General features: G+C 75.3%; 15 protein-coding genes. 9 read left to right on the plus strand and 6 right to left on the minus strand.

Annotated elements, in window-relative coordinates; genetic code table 11:
• The first annotated feature begins 113 nt into the window (after nt 1-113).
• Nucleotides 114-1190, plus strand: coding sequence for a quaternary amine ABC transporter ATP-binding protein (locus tag ACHZ99_RS31130; protein ID WP_420308174.1), 1077 nt, complete (start codon nt 114-116; stop codon nt 1188-1190).
• The gene (locus ACHZ99_RS31135) at nt 1183-3807 is read left to right on the plus strand and encodes an ABC transporter permease/substrate binding protein (protein ID WP_420308175.1); all 2625 of its coding nucleotides are present in this window, start codon (nt 1183-1185) and stop codon (nt 3805-3807) included. The genes ACHZ99_RS31130 and ACHZ99_RS31135 overlap by 8 nt, the downstream gene beginning before the upstream one ends.
• Nucleotides 3808-3913: 106 nt before the next feature.
• Here the strand turns inward: ACHZ99_RS31135 and ACHZ99_RS31140 are convergent, their stop codons facing one another.
• Both ACHZ99_RS31140 and ACHZ99_RS31145 read right to left on the minus strand, forming a co-directional pair.
• Nucleotides 3914-4648, minus strand: coding sequence for a helical backbone metal receptor (locus ACHZ99_RS31140; protein WP_420308176.1), 735 nt, complete (start codon nt 4646-4648; stop codon nt 3914-3916).
• A gap of 23 nt (nt 4649-4671) precedes the next feature.
• Nucleotides 4672-5757 (minus strand): C4-dicarboxylate ABC transporter, encoded by a 1086-nt coding sequence (locus tag ACHZ99_RS31145; protein ID WP_420308177.1) that lies wholly within the window; start codon nt 5755-5757, stop codon nt 4672-4674.
• Nucleotides 5758-5827: 70 nt separating this feature from the next.
• On the opposite strand from ACHZ99_RS31145, the gene ACHZ99_RS31150 reads away from it, so the two are divergent.
• Nucleotides 5828-6763, plus strand: coding sequence for a LysR family transcriptional regulator (locus tag ACHZ99_RS31150; protein ID WP_420308178.1), 936 nt, complete (start codon nt 5828-5830; stop codon nt 6761-6763).
• A 46-nt stretch (nt 6764-6809) separates the two neighbouring features.
• On the opposite strand, the gene ACHZ99_RS31155 is transcribed toward ACHZ99_RS31150, so the two are convergent.
• The 3 genes from ACHZ99_RS31155 to ACHZ99_RS31165 all read right to left on the minus strand — a co-directional run bounded on the left by ACHZ99_RS31155 (nt 6810) and on the right by ACHZ99_RS31165 (nt 9895).
• On the minus strand, nt 6810-7502 hold the full coding sequence (locus tag ACHZ99_RS31155) for a gamma-glutamyl-gamma-aminobutyrate hydrolase family protein (RefSeq protein WP_420308179.1): 693 nt from the start codon (nt 7500-7502) through the stop codon (nt 6810-6812).
• Nucleotides 7499-9019 (minus strand): ethanolamine permease, encoded by a 1521-nt coding sequence (gene eat / locus ACHZ99_RS31160; protein WP_420308180.1) that lies wholly within the window; start codon nt 9017-9019, stop codon nt 7499-7501. Before eat ends, ACHZ99_RS31155 begins: the two co-directional genes overlap by 4 nt.
• 135 nt (nt 9020-9154) lie before the next feature.
• Nucleotides 9155-9895, minus strand: a complete 741-nt coding sequence (locus ACHZ99_RS31165) for a FadR/GntR family transcriptional regulator (protein WP_420308181.1) — start codon at nt 9893-9895, stop codon at nt 9155-9157.
• A gap of 98 nt (nt 9896-9993) precedes the next feature.
• On the opposite strand from ACHZ99_RS31165, the gene ACHZ99_RS31170 reads away from it, so the two are divergent.
• The 3 genes from ACHZ99_RS31170 to ACHZ99_RS31180 are packed head-to-tail and all read left to right on the plus strand — an operon-like array spanning nt 9994 to nt 13609.
• Entirely contained in the window at nt 9994-11394 is a 1401-nt protein-coding gene (locus tag ACHZ99_RS31170; RefSeq protein WP_420308182.1) for a glutamine synthetase family protein, read from the plus strand.
• Nucleotides 11395-11405: 11 nt separating this feature from the next.
• Nucleotides 11406-12818 (plus strand): aldehyde dehydrogenase family protein, encoded by a 1413-nt coding sequence (locus ACHZ99_RS31175; protein ID WP_420308183.1) that lies wholly within the window; start codon nt 11406-11408, stop codon nt 12816-12818.
• Between the two features lie 5 nt (nt 12819-12823).
• Nucleotides 12824-13609 (plus strand): 3-oxoacyl-ACP reductase, encoded by a 786-nt coding sequence (locus ACHZ99_RS31180; RefSeq protein ID WP_420308184.1) that lies wholly within the window; start codon nt 12824-12826, stop codon nt 13607-13609.
• Between the two features lie 18 nt (nt 13610-13627).
• Here the strand turns inward: ACHZ99_RS31180 and ACHZ99_RS31185 are convergent, their stop codons facing one another.
• Nucleotides 13628-14827, minus strand: a complete 1200-nt coding sequence (locus ACHZ99_RS31185; protein ID WP_420308185.1) for an amino acid deaminase/aldolase — start codon at nt 14825-14827, stop codon at nt 13628-13630.
• Between the two features lie 162 nt (nt 14828-14989).
• Between ACHZ99_RS31185 and ACHZ99_RS31190 the strand changes: the two genes are divergently transcribed.
• The 3 genes from ACHZ99_RS31190 to ACHZ99_RS31200 are packed head-to-tail and all read left to right on the plus strand — an operon-like array spanning nt 14990 to nt 18193.
• Nucleotides 14990-16087: a hypothetical protein gene (locus ACHZ99_RS31190; RefSeq protein WP_420308186.1), complete on the plus strand. Its 1098-nt coding sequence runs from the start codon at nt 14990-14992 to the stop codon at nt 16085-16087.
• Nucleotides 16084-17472, plus strand: coding sequence for a type VII secretion-associated serine protease mycosin (mycP, locus tag ACHZ99_RS31195; protein WP_420308187.1), 1389 nt, complete (start codon nt 16084-16086; stop codon nt 17470-17472). Before ACHZ99_RS31190 ends, mycP begins: the two co-directional genes overlap by 4 nt.
• Nucleotides 17450-18193, plus strand: a complete 744-nt coding sequence (locus ACHZ99_RS31200; protein WP_420308188.1) for an SseB family protein — start codon at nt 17450-17452, stop codon at nt 18191-18193. Before mycP ends, ACHZ99_RS31200 begins: the two co-directional genes overlap by 23 nt.
• Nucleotides 18194-18274: the final 81 nt, after the last annotated feature.

Raw genomic sequence — 18274 nt, forward strand, 5'->3', positions numbered from 1 at the left:
AGTGAACCGATGGTCTATACACGGACAATTCGGGAAGCACAGGGGCAGAACCCGCGTCACTCCACGACCTGCCGACGGGGGAGGCAGGTCGATTTTTCCGTTCGAAGCGTGAGGTGTATGTGAGCAGGCTCCAGGCGGAGCACCTGTACAAGGTGTTCGGCAAACGGCCAGAGGAAGCGGTCGCCAGGCTGGATGCGGGCGAGGACCGCGAAAAACTTCGCAAGAAAGGCACGACGGCGGCGGTGGTGGACGCCTCGTTCACCGTCCAGCCGGGCGAGATATTCGTGGTCATGGGCCTCTCCGGGTCCGGCAAGTCGACATTGCTGCGCATGCTCAACGGGTTGCTCGACGCGACGTCGGGCCGGGTGCTCTTCGACGGCCAGGACCTGACGTCGCTGACGGACCGCGGGCTGCGGGAGGTGCGCTCGAAGAAGATCAGCATGGTCTTCCAGCACTTCGCGCTCTTCCCGCACCGCAGCGTCCTGGAGAATGCCGCGTATGGGCTGGAGGTCCAGGGCGTACCCAAGGAGGAGCGTGAGCGGCGCGCCACGGAGGCGCTGGAGCTGACCGGCCTGGAGGGCTGGGAGCACCACTGGCCCGATGAGCTGTCCGGCGGCATGAAGCAGCGCGTCGGCCTCGCCCGCGCGCTGGCCACCGATGCCGACCTGCTTCTCATGGACGAGTCCTTCAGCGCCCTCGACCCGCTGATCCGGCGGGACATGCAGGACCAGCTGATCGAGCTGCAGTCCAAGCTGAAGAAGACCATCGTCTTCATTACCCACGACCTCAACGAGGCCATGCGCCTGGGCGACCGCATCGCCGTCATGCGCGACGGCCGCATCGTCCAGATCGGCAGCCCCGAGGACATCCTCGTCCGGCCCGCGGACGACTACGTCCGGCGCTTCGTCGAGGACGTCGACCGCACCCGGGTGCTCACCGCCGGCTCGATCATGGAGGAGCCGCAGGACGGCCTCTCCCCGAAGGAACTGCGCGAGACCGCACCCGTCAGCGTCACCGAGGACACCCCGGTGGCCGAGCTGTTCGGCCCGTTCGCCACCGGCGACGACGCGGTCGGCGTCACCGACGCCGACGGCGACCTGGTCGGCCTCGTGGAGCGCGGCCGGCTGCTGTCCATCCTCGGCGAACAGACCGGCGACGACGAGGGCGAAAAGGTGATCGCGGGTGCCTGAGATCGACTTCGGATCCCGGGTCGAGTCCGCCGTCGACTGGCTCAAGGACCACCTGGGCTGGCTCTTCGACTTCATCGACACGGTCCTCACGGGCATGTACGACGGCGTCAACGCCGTCCTCGACGCCCCGGAACCGCTCGTCATGGCCGGCATCTTCGCCGTGATCGCCTTCTGGCTGCGCGGCCCGGCGCCCGCGATCCTGGCGTTCGCCGGCTTTGCGGTCATCGACTCGGTGCAACTGTGGCCGGAGGCCATGGAAACCCTGTCGATGGTGCTGGTCGCCACCGTGATCACCGTGGTGGTCGCGGTGCCGGTGGGTATCTGGGCGGCGCGTAACAAGATCGTCAGTACGGCCGTGCGGCCGATGCTGGACTTCATGCAGACGATGCCCGCCTTCGTCTATCTGATCCCGGGCGTCATCTTCTTCTCCATCGGCATCACCCCGGGCATCATCGCGACCATCGTGTTCGCCATGCCGCCCGGCGTGCGCATGACCGAGCTGGGCATCCGGCAGGTCGACGCGGAGCTGGTCGAGGCCGCCGAGGCGTTCGGCACCAGGCCCGCCGACACGCTGCGCCGCGTGCAGCTGCCGCTGGCGCTGCCGACGATCATGGCCGGCGTCAACCAGGTCATCATGCTGGCGCTGTCCATGGTCGTCATCGCCGGTATGGTCGGCGGCGGCGGCCTCGGCGAGGTCGTCTACAACGCCGTCACCCGGGTCGCCATCGGCACCGGCTTCGAGAGCGGCCTCGCGGTCGTCATCCTCGCCATGTACCTGGACCGGATGACCGGCGCGCTCAACCAGCGCGTCTCGCCGCTCGGCCGGCGCGCGCTCGCCAAGACCGCGGCCGCGGTCGACCGGTGGAAGTTCCTGCACTACAAGCCCACCACGGCCATCGCCACCGTGGGCATCGTGGTGCTGGCGCTGCTCGCCGGCGGGCTGAACCTGGCCGAGGACGACGACGAGGGCACCCAGCCCGCCGCCTCCACGGACGTCGGCGAGGGCCGCCAGATCGACATCGGCTACATCCCGTGGGACGAGGGCATCGCCTCCACGTACCTGTGGCAGGAGGTGCTGGAGCAGCGCGGCTTCGAGGTCGAGACCAAGCAGCTCGACCCGGGCCCGCTCTTCACCGCCGTCTCCGAGGGCCAGGTCGACTTCCAGACCGACGCCTGGCTGCCCGTCACGCACGAGCAGTACTGGAACAAGTTCGGCGACAAGATGGAGGACCTGGGCGCCTGGTACGGGCCGACGACGCTGGAGCTGTCCGTCCCGTCGTACATGAAGGACATCAAGTCCCTTGAGGATCTGAAGGACCACAAGGGCGAGTTCGGCGGGAAGATCATCGGCATCGAGGCCAGCGCCGGCATGATGGGGATCCTGAAGGACAAGGTCGTCAACGAGTACGGCCTGGAGGACTGGGAGGTCGTCTCCTCGTCCACGTCCTCGATGCTCGCCGAGCTGGAGCGCGCGTACCAGGCCGAGGAGCCCGTCGTCGTCACGCTGTGGTCGCCGCACTGGGCGTACAGCAAGTACGACCTGACCAAGCTGGCGGACCCCAAGGAGGCCTGGGGCTCCGGCGACGACGTGCACACCACCGCCCGCAAGGGCTTCGCGAAGGACGAGCCCGTCGTCGCCGAGTGGCTGAGCAACTTCACCATGAAGGAGAAGGAGCTCACCAGCCTGGAGGAGATGATCGTCGACGCCGGTGAGGGCAAGGAGCGGCAGGCCGTCCGCGACTGGCTCGACCAGAACAAGGGCTACGTCGACAAGATCGCCCCGCTGCCGAACGGCGGCGGCGACGGCGCCACGCAGGGCAAGGGCGCGGGCAAGACCGTGAACCTCGGCTACTTCCCGTGGGACGAGGCCATCGCGTCCACGTACCTGTGGCAGAACGTGCTGGAGGACCGCGGCTACAAGACCAACGTCAGTCAGCTCGACCCCGGGCCGCTGTACACGGCGCTCGCCGAGGGCCAGATGGACGTCCAGTTCGACGCCTGGCTGCCGACGACGCACGAGCAGTACTGGAAGAGATTCGGTGACAACCTCACCGACGTCGGTTCCTGGTACGGGCCGACGACGCTGGAGCTGTCCGTCCCGTCGTACATGAAGGACATCAAGTCCCTTGAGGATCTGAAGGACCACAAGGGCGAGTTCGACGGGAAGATCATCGGCATCGAGGCCAGCGCCGGCATGATGGGGATCCTGAAGGACAAGGTCGTCAACGAGTACGGCCTGGAGGACTGGGAGGTCGTCTCCTCGTCCACGTCCTCGATGCTCGCCGAGCTGGAGAGCGCGTACGAGAGCAAGGAGCCGATCGTCGTCACGCTGTGGTCGCCGCACTGGGCCTACGGCAAGTGGGACCTGACCAAGCTGGAGGACCCGAAGGGGGCCTGGGGCGAGGGCGACGACATCCACACCGTGGCCAAGAAGGACTTCGCCAAGGACTTCCCGGAGTTCCACGAGTGGCTGAAGGACTTCACGCTCTCCGAGGAGGAGCTGTCCTCGCTGGAGGTCGAGATCCAGAACGGCGGGGAGGGCAACGAGAAGGAGTCCGCCCGCAAGTGGATGGAGGACCATCCCGAGGTCGTCGAGCGGATCGCACCGGTCTCCTGACCGGCGGCCGCGGCTGACACCGGGCGCCCCGTCGTCCCCCCGCGTGGGGGAGGGCGGGGCGTCCGCCTGTCCGCGCCCGCGCCCCGCGCCGCTGTGGCCCGTGCCGCTACGCCCTGCCCGCCGCCGCCAGCGCGGCCCCCAGCACCGCCGGCGCCGCCGCCAGCGAGGGCCCGTACCACGTCAGATGCCGCCCGCTCAGCAGCGCGGCCGCCGTCCCCGGGAACGCCTCCGGCCCGTCGTCCGGCGCGAAGGCGTACGGCTCGTCCGGCAGCACCACCAGCTCCGCCCCGCTCGCCCGCAGCTCCGCCAGCGGCACCCGCGGATACCGCTCCGCGTGCCCCGCGTACACGTTCTCCACCCCCAGCCGCGCCAGCAGGTCCCCGGCGAACGTCTCCCGCCCCAGCACCATCCACGGCCGCCGCCACACCGGCACCACCGCCCGCCGCCGCAGCCCGGGACCCGGCCGTACGTCCCGCCACGCCGCCTCCGCGGCGGCCAGCCACCCCGGCCGCGCCGCCGCCCCGCACGCCGTCAGCACCTGCGCCAGCTCGGTGAACGCCTGCTCCAGCGTGCGGACTTCGGTGACCAGCACCGTGAGCCCCGCCGCGCGCAGCGCGTCCAGGTCGGGCCCGCGGTTCTCCTCCTCGTTGGCGACGACCAGGTCCGGGGCGAGCGCGACGATCCGCTCGACGTCCGGGTTCTTCGTCCCCCGCACCCGTACGACATCGAGGCCGGCCGGGTGGCTGCACCAGTCGGTCGCGCCGACGAGCGCGCCGGGTGCCGAGACGGCGATCGCCTCCGTCAGCGACGGAACCAGGGACACCACCCGCCTGCCTGCCATGCCCTTAAGGCTACGGCGCCGGGTCAGCGGCCGGCCGCGGCCCCGAGCAGCTCGCCGCGGGCCACCGCCGCCGTGGTACGCACCGCCGCCGTCAGCCACGCCGCCACCAGCAGCCCGTACAGCAGCGCCGCCAGCGCCCGGAACGCGGTCAGTCCGGTGTGCTCCGCCAGGCTCGCCGCGCCGGTCACGCAGGTGCCGACGGGGAACGTGAAGGCCCACCACGTCAGCGCAAACGGCATGCCGCGGCGCGCGGCCCGTACGACCAGCGCCCCCGCCACCGCCAGCCACAGCAGCGCGAAGCCCAGCACCGGCACCCCGTACAGCGTCGCGAACGCCCCCGGCACCGCCGCCGAGCCGTCCGCCAGCGCGCCCGCCGCCGTCGTCGACTGCCCGAGCGGCCCCAGCACCAGGAACAGCGCCGGCGTCAGCGCCGGCGGCAGCGGGCCCCGCTCCACCAGCCGGACGAAGACCGGCGGCAGCATCAGCAGCGTCGCCAGCAGGCTCATCCCGAACATCGCGAAGCAGCCCAGCACCAGCGACTCCCGCCACTGCCCCGCCGGCAGCCGCGGCGCCAGCGCCGGGCCCGTCGCCGCCGCCACCATCGGTGCCACCACCGGCAGCAGCCACACCGGGGACGCGTCGCCGGGCCGCACCCGGTGGCGTACGACCAGCAGGTACGGCACCGCCACGGCCGCCACCAGGCCCACCGCCGTACCCGCCACCCACAGCGCGGCCTGCGCGGCGAACGCCGCGCCGGCGCCGGTCACCCGCGTCCCCACGGCGCCGGTCGCGGCGCCCACGGCGAGCAGGGCCATCGACAGGCAGCCGTAGAACGGCGCGACCGCCGGATTGGCGAGGTGCTCGCGGGCGCGGTCGGCGTGCCGGGCCCAGTGCACGGCGCGCGCGGCCAGGAGGGCGGCGAGGAGGACGGCGGAGAGCGCCCAGACGGGCGTGAGCGCGGCGGCGGGCAGGCCGACCGCGGGGCCGGCCGTGGCGACGACGGCGGTGCCCATGACGGCGGCGTACCAGTTGGGGCCGAGTTCGCGGACGGAGAGCCGGGGACGGGCGGGGGCGGCGGGGCGGGGGCGTACGAGGGCGGTGGCGGCCATGGCGCCAGCCTCGCGGGGGTGGCGGGTGCCCGGTAGAGGCCGTTCCGCTATCGGGTCATAAGCTGGGGTTATGAGCGAGGACGAGCCCGGGGGCGGCCCGGCGCCGTCGCCGGCCCGCCGGGTGCCGGATCTGGCGGCGCTGGAGCTGCTGCTCGCCGTCGCCCGGCTGGGCAGCCTCGGGCGGGCGGCGCGGGCCGTCGGCGTGAGCCAGCCGGCCGCGAGCGCGCGCCTGCGCGCCATGGAACGGCAGCTGGGCGTCGCGCTGGTGCACCGCTCGCCGGCCGGGTCGCGGCTGACGGAGGCGGGCGGCGTCGTCACGGAGTGGGCCCGGCGGGTGGTCGAGGCCGCGGAGGCGTTCGACGCGGGCGCGCAGGCGCTGCGCGCGCGCCGCGACTCGCGGCTGCGGGTGGCGGCGAGCCTCACGGTGGCGGAGTACCTGCTGCCCGGCTGGCTGGTCGCGCTGCGCGCGGCCCGGCCGGAGACGGCGGTGTCGCTGCACGCGGGGAACTCGGTGGCGGTGGCGGCGCAGGTCCGGGACGGGTCGGCGGACCTGGGGTTCGTGGAGGGCCCGGGGGTGCCGCCGGGGCTGGACGGGGCGGTCATCGGGCACGACCGGCTGCTGGTGGTGGTGGCGCCGTCGCACGCGTGGGCGCGGCGCCGGGAGCTGCCGCCGGCGGAGCTGGCGGGGGCGGCGCTGGTGCTGCGGGAGCAGGGTTCGGGTACGCGGCAGGTGCTGGACGCGGCGCTCGCCCCGCACGGGGGCCTGGGGGTGCCGCTGCTGGAGCTGGCGTCGACGACGGCGGTGAAGTCGGCGGCGGTGACGGGGGCGGGGCCGGCGGTGCTGTCGGAGCTGGCGGTGGCCGACGAGGTGGCGGCGCGGCGGCTGGTGGCGGTGCCGGTGCCGGGGCTGGACCTGACGCGGACGCTGCGGGCGGTGTGGCCGCGCGGCCAGCGCCCGTCGGGCCCGGCGCGGGATCTGCTGTCCCTGACGCGGCGGAGCCCGTAGGCGGAACGGGGGCGTTCCGGTCCCCGCCCTGAGTGCGGCGGACCGCTCAGCCCGCCGCCGCCACCAGGCCCCGCATCACCCGCACGTCCTCGCCCATCTCCGGGTGCCACTGCACCCCCAGCGCGAAGCCCCCCGCGTCCGGCAGCTCCACCGCCTCCACCACCCCGTCCGCCGCGTACGCGGACGCGATCACGCCGTCGCCCAGCTCCGCCACCGCCTGGTGGTGGTACGCCGGGACCGTCACCGCCTCCGGCAGCAGCGCGGCGAGCCGGGTGCCCGGGACCGGCTTGACCTCGTGCTCGCCGAAGACGCCCGGCTGTTCGCGGTGGCCCTCCATGTGCTGACGCAGCGTGCCGCCGCACGCGACGTTCAGCAGCTGCGCCCCGCGGCAGATCCCCAGCAGCGGCAGCTCCGCCGCCAGCGCCGCGTCGATCAGGGCCAGCTCCCAGGCGTCACGCGCGCGTGAGGTCGCGGTGGGCGCGTCCGTACGCGGATCCGCGGGCGCGCCGTAGCGCGCCGGGTCCAGGTCCGGGCCGCCGGTGACGACCAGGCCGTCGAGGCGGCGCAGCGTCTCCGCCGCGCGGGCCGGGTCGTCCGGCGGGAGCAGCGCCGGCAGGCCGCCGGCGCGCTGGGCGAGGCGGTGGTAGCCGGCGGGCAGCAGGGCGGCGGGCAGCTGCCACTGCCCCCACCGGGCCTCGTCGACGAGGTAGGTGGAGATGCCGATCAGGGGCCGGGTCATCCGTTCTTCCTCACCTGGGTGCGTTCGAGTTCCGCCTCCGCCGCCGCCAGCGCCGCGAACTCCTCCTCGGGTGCGGCCGCGACCAGACGGTGCCGACTGTAGAGCGCGAAATACCCCACTGCCACCGCGTATACGCAACCCGCGATCATCGCCGCCCACTTGTCCACCAGGAACGTCGCCACCAGCGCCGACAGCGCGAGCACGAACGCCACCGACGAGGTCAGCGCCCCGCCGGGGGTGCGGTACGGCCTGTGCAGCCCCGGTTCCCGGCGGCGCAGCACGAGGTGCGAGAGGGCCATCAGGGCGTACGAGATGGTGGCGCCGAACACCGCGACGTTCAGCATCCGCGCCCCGTCGCCCGTCCCGGCCGCCAGCCCGAAGCCGATCGTGCCGGGCACCAGCAGGCCCAGGTACGGGGCCCTGCGGCGGGAGGTGAGGGAGAGGGCGCGGGGCAGGTAGCCGGCCCGGGAGAGCGCGAAGAGCTGCCGCGAACCGGCGTAGATGAGCGAGAAGAAGGAGGCGACGAGCCCGGCGAGGCCCGCGTAGTTGACGAACCGGCTCAGCGCGGTCGCCTCGCCGTCCGGCTGCAGCGCCTCGACCAGCGGGTTGCCCGCGTCCTGCACGGCCGCCGGGCCGCGCGCGCCGGCCGCGGTGACGAAGGTGACGACGGCGAGCAGCAGCAGGATGCCCATCGCCCAGGCCATCGCGCGCGGCAGCGTACGGGACGGGTCCCTGGTCTCCTCCGCGGCCAGCGGCACGCCCTCCACGCCGAGGAAGAACCACATGCCGAACGGGAACGCCGCCCAGATGCCCATGATCCCGAACGGCAGCCAGGAGCCGGCGCCGAAGGCGGACTCGTCGACGGGGATGTCGTTGAGCGACCCGGCGCTGAACTCGGTGACCGCGCCGACGGCGAAGATCAGCAGCGCCGCGACCGCGACGGCGGTGACGACGAGGCTGAAGCGCAGCGCCTCGCCGACGCCCCACAGGTGGATGCCGAGGAAGATCGCGAAGCAGGCGAGGTAGACGGGCCAGCCGGAGGTGAGCCCGAACAGCTCCAGCGACTCGACGTAGTCGCCGATGAAGATGACGATCGCGGCCGGCGCCAGGATGTACTCGATGAGGATGGCCGTCCCGGTCAGGAACCCGCCCCAGGGACCGAGCGCCTTGCGCGCGAAGCCGTAGCCGCCGCCCGCCGTGGGCAGCACGGCGGCCAGCTCGGCGAGGGCGAAGACCAGGCAGGTGTACATCACCCCCATCAGCAGCGCGGCGATGGCCAGGCCGCCGAAACCGCCCTCCGCCAGGCCGAAGTTCCAGCCGGAGAAGTCGCCGGAGACGACGTACGCCACGCCGAGGCCGGTGAGCAGCAGCGGGCCGGCGCTGCCGGTGCGGAGCGCGCGGCGCTTGAGGTACGCGTCGTCCGCGGCGGCCCGCGGGCCGGTCGGGGAGCCCGCGGCGTCGTCGGGGGCGGCGCGGGGGCCGGGCGGTGCGGGGCGGGACTCGGTGCCTTCGCTCATGGTGCCGCTCCTGACTGAACGGACGGTGGGGGAGTCACGTAATGGTGTGGTCCCATACCTTTGCGGCGGCGCGGTGGCGAGCGCAAGCCCCCTGCGTGAACGTCCTGTTACGCCACCCGGCGGCCGCCCCGGCGCTCAGCCCAGGAAGCCGCGCAGCAGCGCCGCCGTGCCGGCGCAGTGCTCGCGCATCACCTCGCGGGCGGCGTCCGGATCGCCCTCCAGCACCGCGCCGACCAGCGCGGCGTGCTGCGCCTGACTGTGCTCCAGGTTCCTGACCAGCAGCGGGATACAGTCCAACAGGTCGTTGACGGTGGCCCGTACGGCCGCGTACTGCGCCGCGAGCCGCGGCGAGCCCGCCAGCTCCGCCAGCGTCAGGTGCAGCAGGGTGTCCAGCCGCCGGTAGCCGTCCAGCGGCGCGTCCTGCGTCGCCGCCAGCGCGGCCCGCAGCCGCGTCCGCTGGCTAGCCGCGAGCCCGGCGCCGGCGCACAGCTCCGCGGCGCCCGTCTCCAGCACCTCGCGGAAGCGGAGCACGTCCTCCAGGTCCGTACGCTCCGTGCGCCGGCGCAGTTCCTCCTGCGCGTCCCGGCGCGCGGGCGTGCGCTCCCGTACGAACGTGCCGCCGTAGCGCCCCCGGCGGCTCTCCACCAGCCCCTCGTCCTGCAGCACCTTCAGCACGTCCCGCAGCGTCACCCGGCTGATCCGCAGCCGCTCCGCCAGCTCGCGCTCCGCGGGCAGCCGCCCGCCCGGCGGCACCAGGCCCAGCCGCAGCACCTGGAGTATCTGCTCCAGCGCCTCCTCGAAGCCGTTGCCCGCGCGCACCGGGCGCAGTACGGTCCGCAGCCCGTCGCCGGCCGCCGCGCTGGTGAACGCCCGCATCCTCGACCCCCGCTCCGCCGACCCGCTGCCCCGGCCTACTTCCCCTTCAAAGGTATCCGGGCCTACCTTAAGACGTCCGCAGAAGAGGAGACCGCGCCGTGACCGACTCCGACCGCACCCCCGCGCTGCCCGTGCCCGAGCTGCGCCGCCTCGTCGACGCCGGCGAACTCGACACCGTCGTCCTGGCCTTCACGGACATGCAGGGCAGGCTCCAGGGCAAGCGCTTCGCCGCCCGCTTCTTCCTCGACGAGGTCCTGGCGCACGGCACCGAGGGCTGCAACTACCTGCTGGCCGTCGACGCCGACATGAACACCGTCGACGGCTACGAGATGTCCTCCTGGGAGCGCGGCTACGGCGACTTCGCCATGCACCCCGACCCCGCCACCCTGCGCCGCGTCCCGTGGCACCCCGGCACCGCCATGGTCACCGCCGACCTCGCCTGGCACGACGGCACACCCGTCCCCGCCTCGCCGCGGCAGGTGCTGCGGCGCCAGCTCGACCGCCTCGCCGCCCGCGGCTGGACCGCGTACGTCGGCACGGAGCTGGAGTTCATGGTCTTCCGGGACACCTACGAGCAGGCGTGGAACAGCGCGTACCGCGGCCTCACCCCCGTCAACCAGTACAACGTCGACTACTCCGTCCTCGGCACCGGCCGCGTCGAGCCCCTGCTGCGCCGCATCCGCAACGAGATGGGCGCCGCCGGCATGACCGTGGAGTCGGCCAAGGGCGAGTGCAACCTCGGCCAGCACGAGATCGCCTTCCGCTACGCCGACGCGCTGACCACCTGCGACCAGCACAGCATCTACAAGACCGGCGCCAAGGAGATCGCCGCCCAGGAGGGCACGGCGCTGACCTTCATGGCCAAGTACGACGAGCGCGAGGGCAACTCCTGCCACATCCACCTGTCCGTCCGCGACGCCGACGGCACCCCCGTCTTCGCCGCGCCCGACGGCTCCGGCGCCCCCGGCGAGGACGCCGGCCCGTACGGCATGTCCGCGACCATGCGGCACTTCGTCGCCGGCCAGCTCGCCTGCCTGCCCGAGCTGACGCTGCTCTACGCCCCGAACATCAACTCCTACAAGCGCTTCCGCCCCGGCTCCTTCGCCCCCACCGCCGTCGCCTGGGGACCCGACAACCGCACCTGCGCGGTCCGCGTCGTCGGCCACGGCGCCTCGCTGCGGCTGGAGAACCGGCTGCCCGGCGGCGACGTCAACCCCTACCTCGCCGTCGCCGGGATGATCGCCGCCGGGCTGCACGGCGTCGAGCACAAGCTCGAACTCCCCGAGCCCTGCACCGGCAACGCCTACACCGGCGACGCCGCGCAGGTCCCCGCCACCCTCCGGGACGCCGCCGCGCTGTGGAGCGGCAGCACGCTGGCCCGGGAGGCGTTCGGCGAGGACGTCGTCCGGCACTACCGCAACATGGCGCGGGTCGAGCAGGAGGCGTACGACACCGCCGTCACCGACTGGGAACGCTTCCGGTCCTTCGAGCGCATGTGAGGTCGACTCCCTTGGCAGAAGCAGCAGCACCGGCGGAAACCACCACCGCCCCCGCACCGCCGCACGAGCACACCGTCGTCAACCCCGCCACCGAGGAGACCGTCGCCACCGTCCCGGCCGCCGGGCCCGCCGAGGTCGCCGCCGCCGTCGCCCGCGCCGCCGCCGCCCAGCGCGACTGGGCCGCCCTCGCCCCCGGCGACCGCGCCCGGCTGCTGCGCCGCTTCGCCGCCGAGGTCGACGCCCGGATCGGGGAGCTGGCCCGCCTGGAGACCGCCGAGGCCGGGCACCCGGTGGCCGCCGCCCGCTGGGAGGCGGGCAACGTACGCGACCTCCTCGACTACGCCGCCGGGGGAGTGGAGCGGCTCACCGGCCACCAGATCCCGGTCGCCGGCGGGCTGAACGTCACCTTCGCCGAACCCCTCGGCGTCGTCGGCGTCATCGCCCCGTGGAACTTCCCCATGCCCATCGCCGCCTGGGGCACCGCGCCCGCCCTCGCCGCCGGCAACGCCGTCGTGCTCAAGCCCGCCGAGGCCACCCCGCTGACCGCGCTGCGCCTCGCCGAGCTGGCGCGCGAAGCGGGCCTGCCCGAGGGGCTGTTCCAGGTGGTGCCGGGCGCCGGACCGGTCGCAGGCGCCGCGCTCGTGGACCACCCGGACGTGGCCAAGATCGTGTTCACCGGCTCCACCGCCGTCGGCAGGCGCATCGCCGCGCGCTGCGCCGAGCAGGTCAAGCGCGTCACCCTCGAACTCGGTGGCAAGAGCCCGAACATCGTCTTCGCCGATGCCGACCTGGAGCGCGCCGCGGCCGCCGCCCCCGGCTCGTTCCTCGACAACACCGGCCAGGACTGCTGCGCCCGCAGCCGCATCCTCGTCCAGCGCAGCGTGTACGACCGCTTCCTCGCCCTGCTGGAGCCCGCCGTCCACGCCTTCACCGCCGGCGACCCCGCCGACCCCGGCACGCGGATGGGCCCGCTGATCTCCGCCGCCCACCGCGAACGGGTCCGCGGCCACGTCCCCGAGTCCCGCCCCGCCGCCATCCGCGGCACGGTCCCCGACGGCCCCGGCTACTGGTACCCCGCCACCGTCCTCACCGACGCCGCCCCCGACGACCCGGTCAGCCGCGAGGAGGTCTTCGGCCCCGTCGCCGTCGTCCACCCCTTCGACGACGAGGCCGACGCCGTACGCCTGGCCAACGCCGGCCCGTACGGCCTCTCGGGCTCGCTCTGGACCCGCGACACCGCCCGCGCGGTCCGCGTCTCGCGCGCCGTCGCCGCCGGGAACCTCTCGGTCAACTCGCACGCCAGCGTGCGCTACTGGACGCCCTTCGGCGGCTTCAAGCAGTCCGGCCTCGGCCGGGAGCTGGGCCCGGACGCGCTCGCGTCGTTCACCGAGACCAAGAACGTCTTCATCAGTACCGAGGAGTGAGCACGTTGACCGACGAGACCCCCGTCTGCCGCCGGTTGCCCGGCCGCACCGCCGTCGTCACGGGAGCCGGCAGCGGCATCGGCCTGGCCACCGCCCGCCGGCTCGCGGCCGAGGGCGCGCACGTCGTCTGCGCCGACGTCGACGAGGCCGCGGGCAAGGCGGCCGCGGAGGCCACCGGCGGGCTGTTCGTACGGACCGACGTCACGGTCCCCGCCGACGTCGAGGCGCTGTTCCGGGCCGCGCACGACACGTACGGCTCGGTCGACGTCGCCTTCAACAACGCCGGCATCTCCCCGCCCGAGGACGACTCCATCCTCCTCACCGACATCGACGCCTGGCGCCGCGTGCAGGAGGTCAACCTCACCTCCGTCTACCTCTGCTGCAAGGCCGCCCTCCCCTACATGCAGCGCCAGGGCCGCGGCTCCATCGTCAACACCGCCTCCTTCGTGGCCGTCATGGGCGCCGCGACCTCCCAGATCAGCTACACCGCCTCCAAGGGCGGCGTGCTGGCCATGTCCCGCGAGCTGGGCGTGCAGTTCGCCCGCGAGGGCATCCGCGTCAACGCCCTGTGCCCCGGCCCGGTCAACACCCCGCTGCTGCAAGAGCTGTTCGCCGCCGACCCGGAGCGCGCCGAGCGGCGGCTGGTGCACATCCCCGCCGGCCGCTTCGCGGAGGCGGAGGAGATCGCCGCCGCGGTGGCGTTCCTGGCGAGCGACGACGCGTCGTTCGTCAACGCCGCCGAGTTCCTCGTCGACGGCGGCATCGCGGGCGCGTACGTCACGCCGCTGTAGGGCGCGCCGCGGTCAGTGTTAGAGGAACGTACGGCCCTCGCCGCGGTACGTCGGGACCGTCCCGGCGACGCTCTCGCCCTCGATCAGGTGCAGGGCGTCGAACCGCTCGCACAGCTCGCCGGCCTTCGCGTGCCGGAACCACACCCGGTCGCCGACCAGCAGGTCGTCGGCCGGGCCGCCGAGCAGCGGGGTCTGCACCTCGCCGGCGCCCTCCTGCCGGTCGTAGGCGAGGCCCTCCGGCAGGTACGGCACGGGCGGCCGGTCCGCGCCCGCGGGGCCGGAGGCGGGGTAGCCGCCGCCGAGGACGGTCACGACGCCGACGCCCGGGCGCCGGACCACGGGCAGCGCGAAGACCGCGGCGGGGCGGCCGTCGAACGCGGTGTAGTTGTCGAACAGCCGCGGCTGGTACAGCCCCGAGCCGGCGGCGACCTCGGTGACCGCGTCCTCCGCGGCGGTGTACTGGACGCTGCCCGTACCGCCGCCGTTGACGAACTCCAGGTCCGCCAGCCGGCGCACCGCCGCCACCGCCTCCGCCCGCCGCTCGGCGAGCTGCCGCCGGGCCACCGCCTGCATCAGCCGTATCCCGCGCGACCTCACCGCCGCCCCGCGCACGTCGTCCCCGACGCCCGCGACGTGCCCCTCGTACGCCATCAGCCCCACCAGCCGGAAGCCCGGCCGCCGCACCACCTCGCGGGCCACCGCCGCCAGCGCCGCCGGGTCGTGCAGCGGCGACCGGCGGGCGCCGACCCGCACCCGGCCGCCGAGCAGCCGCAGCGAGGTGTCCAGCTCCAGGCAGACGCGCAGCTCCTCGCGCCCGCCGGCGCGGGCCGCGTCGACCAGGTCCAGCTGGGCGGGGTCGTCCACCATGACCGTCACCGCGGCGGCGAGCTTCGGGTCGCCGGCCAGTTCGGCGAAGCCGGCGCGGTCCGCGGAGGGGTAGGCCAGCAGCACGTCGTCGAAGCCGGAGCGGGCCAGCCACAGCGCCTCGGCGAGCGTGAAGGCCATGATCCCGGCGAAGCCGGGCCGGGCCAGCACCCGTTCCAGCAGCGCCCGGCAGCGCACCGACTTGCTCGCCACCCGGACCGGCTTGCCGCCGGCGCGGCGCACCAGATCCGCGGCGTTGGCGTCGAACGCCTCGGTGTCGACGGCGGCGAACGGGGCGTCGAGACGGGCCGTGGCACGGTCGTAGCGGGCGCGCAGAGCTGCGTAATCCGGCATGACCGAAGACTGCCACCGCGTGGCCGGGGCGCGGTAGTGGGGTACGCACAGGATGAGGCGTTCGGGCGGCGCACCGTCCGTCACCCGGGCCCAGTAGAGTGTCGCGAGCGCCTGTCAGCAGGTCGTCCGGGGGCTACTCACAGGAGGGGAGTGAGGGGGCTGTTGAGCACTGACGCCGAGCAGACGCGCGCGGCCCCGCCGCCACCGGCCGCGCCGCCGGAGCGCGCGGAGTCCGCGGGGACGTCCGCGCCGCCGCCGGGCGCCGGTTCCGTCCGGCCGCCGCGATCCGCGCCGCCCCCGCCGCCCGCCGCACCCCCGGCCGCCGCACCCGCGCCCGGCGGGCCCCCGCCCGCCGCCCCGGCCGGCCCCGACGCGTCCGCCCCGCCGCGGCCCTACGCCCCGCCCGTGCCCGCCGCCCCTCCCGACCCCGTAGGCGCCCCGCTGCACATGGCCTCCGTGCTCCCCTCCGACATCCCCCGCGCCGAGCCGGAGCCGCCCGCCGAACGGCGCGGCGTCGCGCGCACCGTGGCCGCCGCCGTCGCGCTCGTCACCGGCATCGGACTCGTCGCCGGCGCCGCCACCGGCAGCGTGCTCAGCGACGGCCCGCGCGCGCAGGCCCAGCCCGGGGCGTACGAGGTGGCCCGCGGCCTGTGGCACGCCGCCGAGGTCGACACGCTCTTCCCGCGCCGGCTCGAAGGCGAGGGCGCCGGCCCCGGCGGCGCCGACCGCGTCTGGGTGCGCGTCGCCGTCGCCCCGCCCACCGGCTGCCAGAAGGGCCTCGACCCGGCGCTCGCCCGGGAGCTGCGCCGCGTCGGCTGCGAGAAGCTGCTGCGCGCCACGTACGCCGACGAGACCCGCAGCAGCGTCACCACCGTCGGGATGGTCTTCACCGCGGCCGGGGCCGCCAAGATGGGCCGGTTCGAGGAGCGCTTCGAGGACGAGGAGCTGGGCGCGCGGGAGGACATGCTGCCGCGCGCGTACGGCACGGAGACCGGCCCCGCCGCCGGCTTCGGCGACGAGCAGCGCGCGACCTGGACCGTACGGGTCCTCACCGACGCCCCCGTCGTCCTCTACGCCGTCACCGGCTTCGCCGACGGCCGCGCCGTGACCGCGCCGCAGCCCGCCGGCGACGCCGTCCACCCCACCGCGACCACCGCGCCCGCGCAGGCCGGTCTCGGCCACGACGCCGAGGCCCTCGCGGACCGCGTCGAGCGCAGCCTGCGCCGTACCTCCGCCAAGGCGACGGAGTCCCCGCGGTGACGCCCCCGACCGGCCCCGCCCCCGCGCGCCGGCCCGCCCCCGCGCGCCGCCGCCGCGCCACCGCGCTCCTCGCCGCGCTGACCGCCGCCGCGGCCCTGTTCGGCGCCACCGCCACCGCCGCGCCCGCGCGCGCGGACAGCCTGAAGGACCTCCAGTGGGGCCTGGACGACGTCCGCGCCGCCGAGGCGTGGGACACCACCCGCGGCGCCGGCATGACTGTCGCCGTGCTCGACACCGGCGTGGACGCCACCCACCCCGACCTCACCGGGCAGGTGCTCGACGGCAAGGACTTCGTCGGCTTCGGCGCCCGCCGCGGCGACGACTCCTGGGCCCGGCACGGCACCGCCATGGCCGGCATCATCGCCGCGCACGGACACGGCCCCGGCGCCGCCGAGGGCGTCACCGGAGTCGCCCCCGAGGCGAAGATCCTGCCGGTGCGGGTCATCCTGGAGGACGGCGACGCGCAGCGCAGTAAGGCCCGCGACACCCGCGGCAGCGCGCTGGCCGACGGCATCCGCTGGGCCGTCGACAACGGCGCCGACGTCATCAACCTCTCCCTCGGCGACGACAGCAAGTCCGCCCACCCCGAGCCCGGCGAGGACGCCGCCGTGCGCTACGCGCTGCGCAAGGGCGTGACCGTGGTGTCGTCCGCCGGGAACAGCGGCGAGAAGGGCGACCGCATCTCGTACCCCGCGGCCTACCCCGGCGTCATCGCCGTCACCGCCGTCGACCGCACCGGGGCGCGCGCCGACTTCTCCACCAGGAACTGGTACGCCACCGTCGCCGCCCCCGGCGTCGACGTGGCCATCGCCGACCCCGACCGCACCTACTACGAGGGCTGGGGCACCAGCGCCGCCGCCGCGTTCGTCTCCGGCGTCACCGCCCTGGTCCGCGCCGCCAACCCCGACCTGAGCCCCTGGCAGATCCGCGACCTGCTGCGGGACACCGCGCAGGACCCGCCCGCGGGCGGCCGCAGCGACGAGCTGGGCGCGGGCCGGGTGGACGCCGCGGCGGCCGTCGCGGCGGCGCGGGAGAGGAAGGCCGCGCCGCAGCGGCCGGCGGCGGCCGCGTACGGCGAGAAGCGCTTCGGCGAGGCGCCGGCCCTCGTCCCCGCCGAGGACGACGGGCCGGGCGGCCTGGCGCTCGTCGCCGGGGTCCTGGGGGTGGGGCTGATAGCGGGCGCCTGGTTCCTCTGGCGCGGCCCGCGGCTGCGCGAGGCCGGGATCTGGCGCGGCCCGCCGCCCCCCGGCTACGCGCCCCCGCCCGCCGAACCGCCGCGGCCGGCGCCCGCGCCCGGCCCGGACACCGGCCCCGGCGGACCGCGCCCGCGGGGCGGCGAGGGGCCACCGCTAGGCTCGACGGGTGCCGCAGAAGAACATCCCTGACCCCGGCTTCGCCGGCGACGACGGCTCCGCCGACCCCCGCCTCGCCGCCGCCCTCGCCGCGTACGCCGACGCCCCCGACGACCCCGGCGCCGGACCCCGCGTGCTGGCCGCCCTCGCCGGCACCCGGGTGCTGGTCCCCGTCGTCGCGCTCCTCGGCGAGTCCGAAGAGGGCCCCGACGGGCTGCGGCGGGACAAGACCAGCGACATGGCGGTGCCCACCCTCGAAGTCCCCGGCGGCCGCCGCGCCCTGCCCGCCTTCACCTCCACCGCTGCGCTCGCCCGCTGGGACCCCGCCGCCCGCCCCGTGGCCGTGCCGGTGCCGCAGGCCGTGCGGGCGGCGGTCGCCGAGCGCGCGGACACCGTCGTCCTCGACGTCGCGGGCCCCGTCCCGTACGAGCTGACCGGCCCGGCGCTGCTCGCCGCCGCCGAGGGCCGCGGCAGCACCGACCCGCTGGCCGACCCCGCCGTCGTCGCGGCCGTCACCGCCGTGGTGGCCGCCGTCGACGGCGTACGCGCCGCGTCCCTGGCCCGCGCCGGCGAGGCCGACGGCACCCTGGCCGTCGTCCCCGGCCCCGGCACCGCCCCCGCCGGCGTGGCCCGCCGGGTCGCCGAGGCGCTCGCCGCGGACGACGTCCTGCGGGCCCGGCTGGTCCGCGGCCTGGACCTGGCGCTGCTGCCGCCGGACGCCGGGCTGCCCGGCGAGCCGCTGCCGCTGCGCTGAGCCGCCGCCCCCGGCCCGCCCCCGGGCGGCGGCCGAGGCCCGCCCCGGGGCCGCGGCCGGGGCCCTGGTTAGGGTGGCCTC

The sequence above is a fragment of the Streptomyces sp. MAR4 CNX-425 genome (genome assembly GCF_048656465.1).
GTDB lineage: Bacteria > Actinomycetota > Actinomycetes > Streptomycetales > Streptomycetaceae > Streptomyces.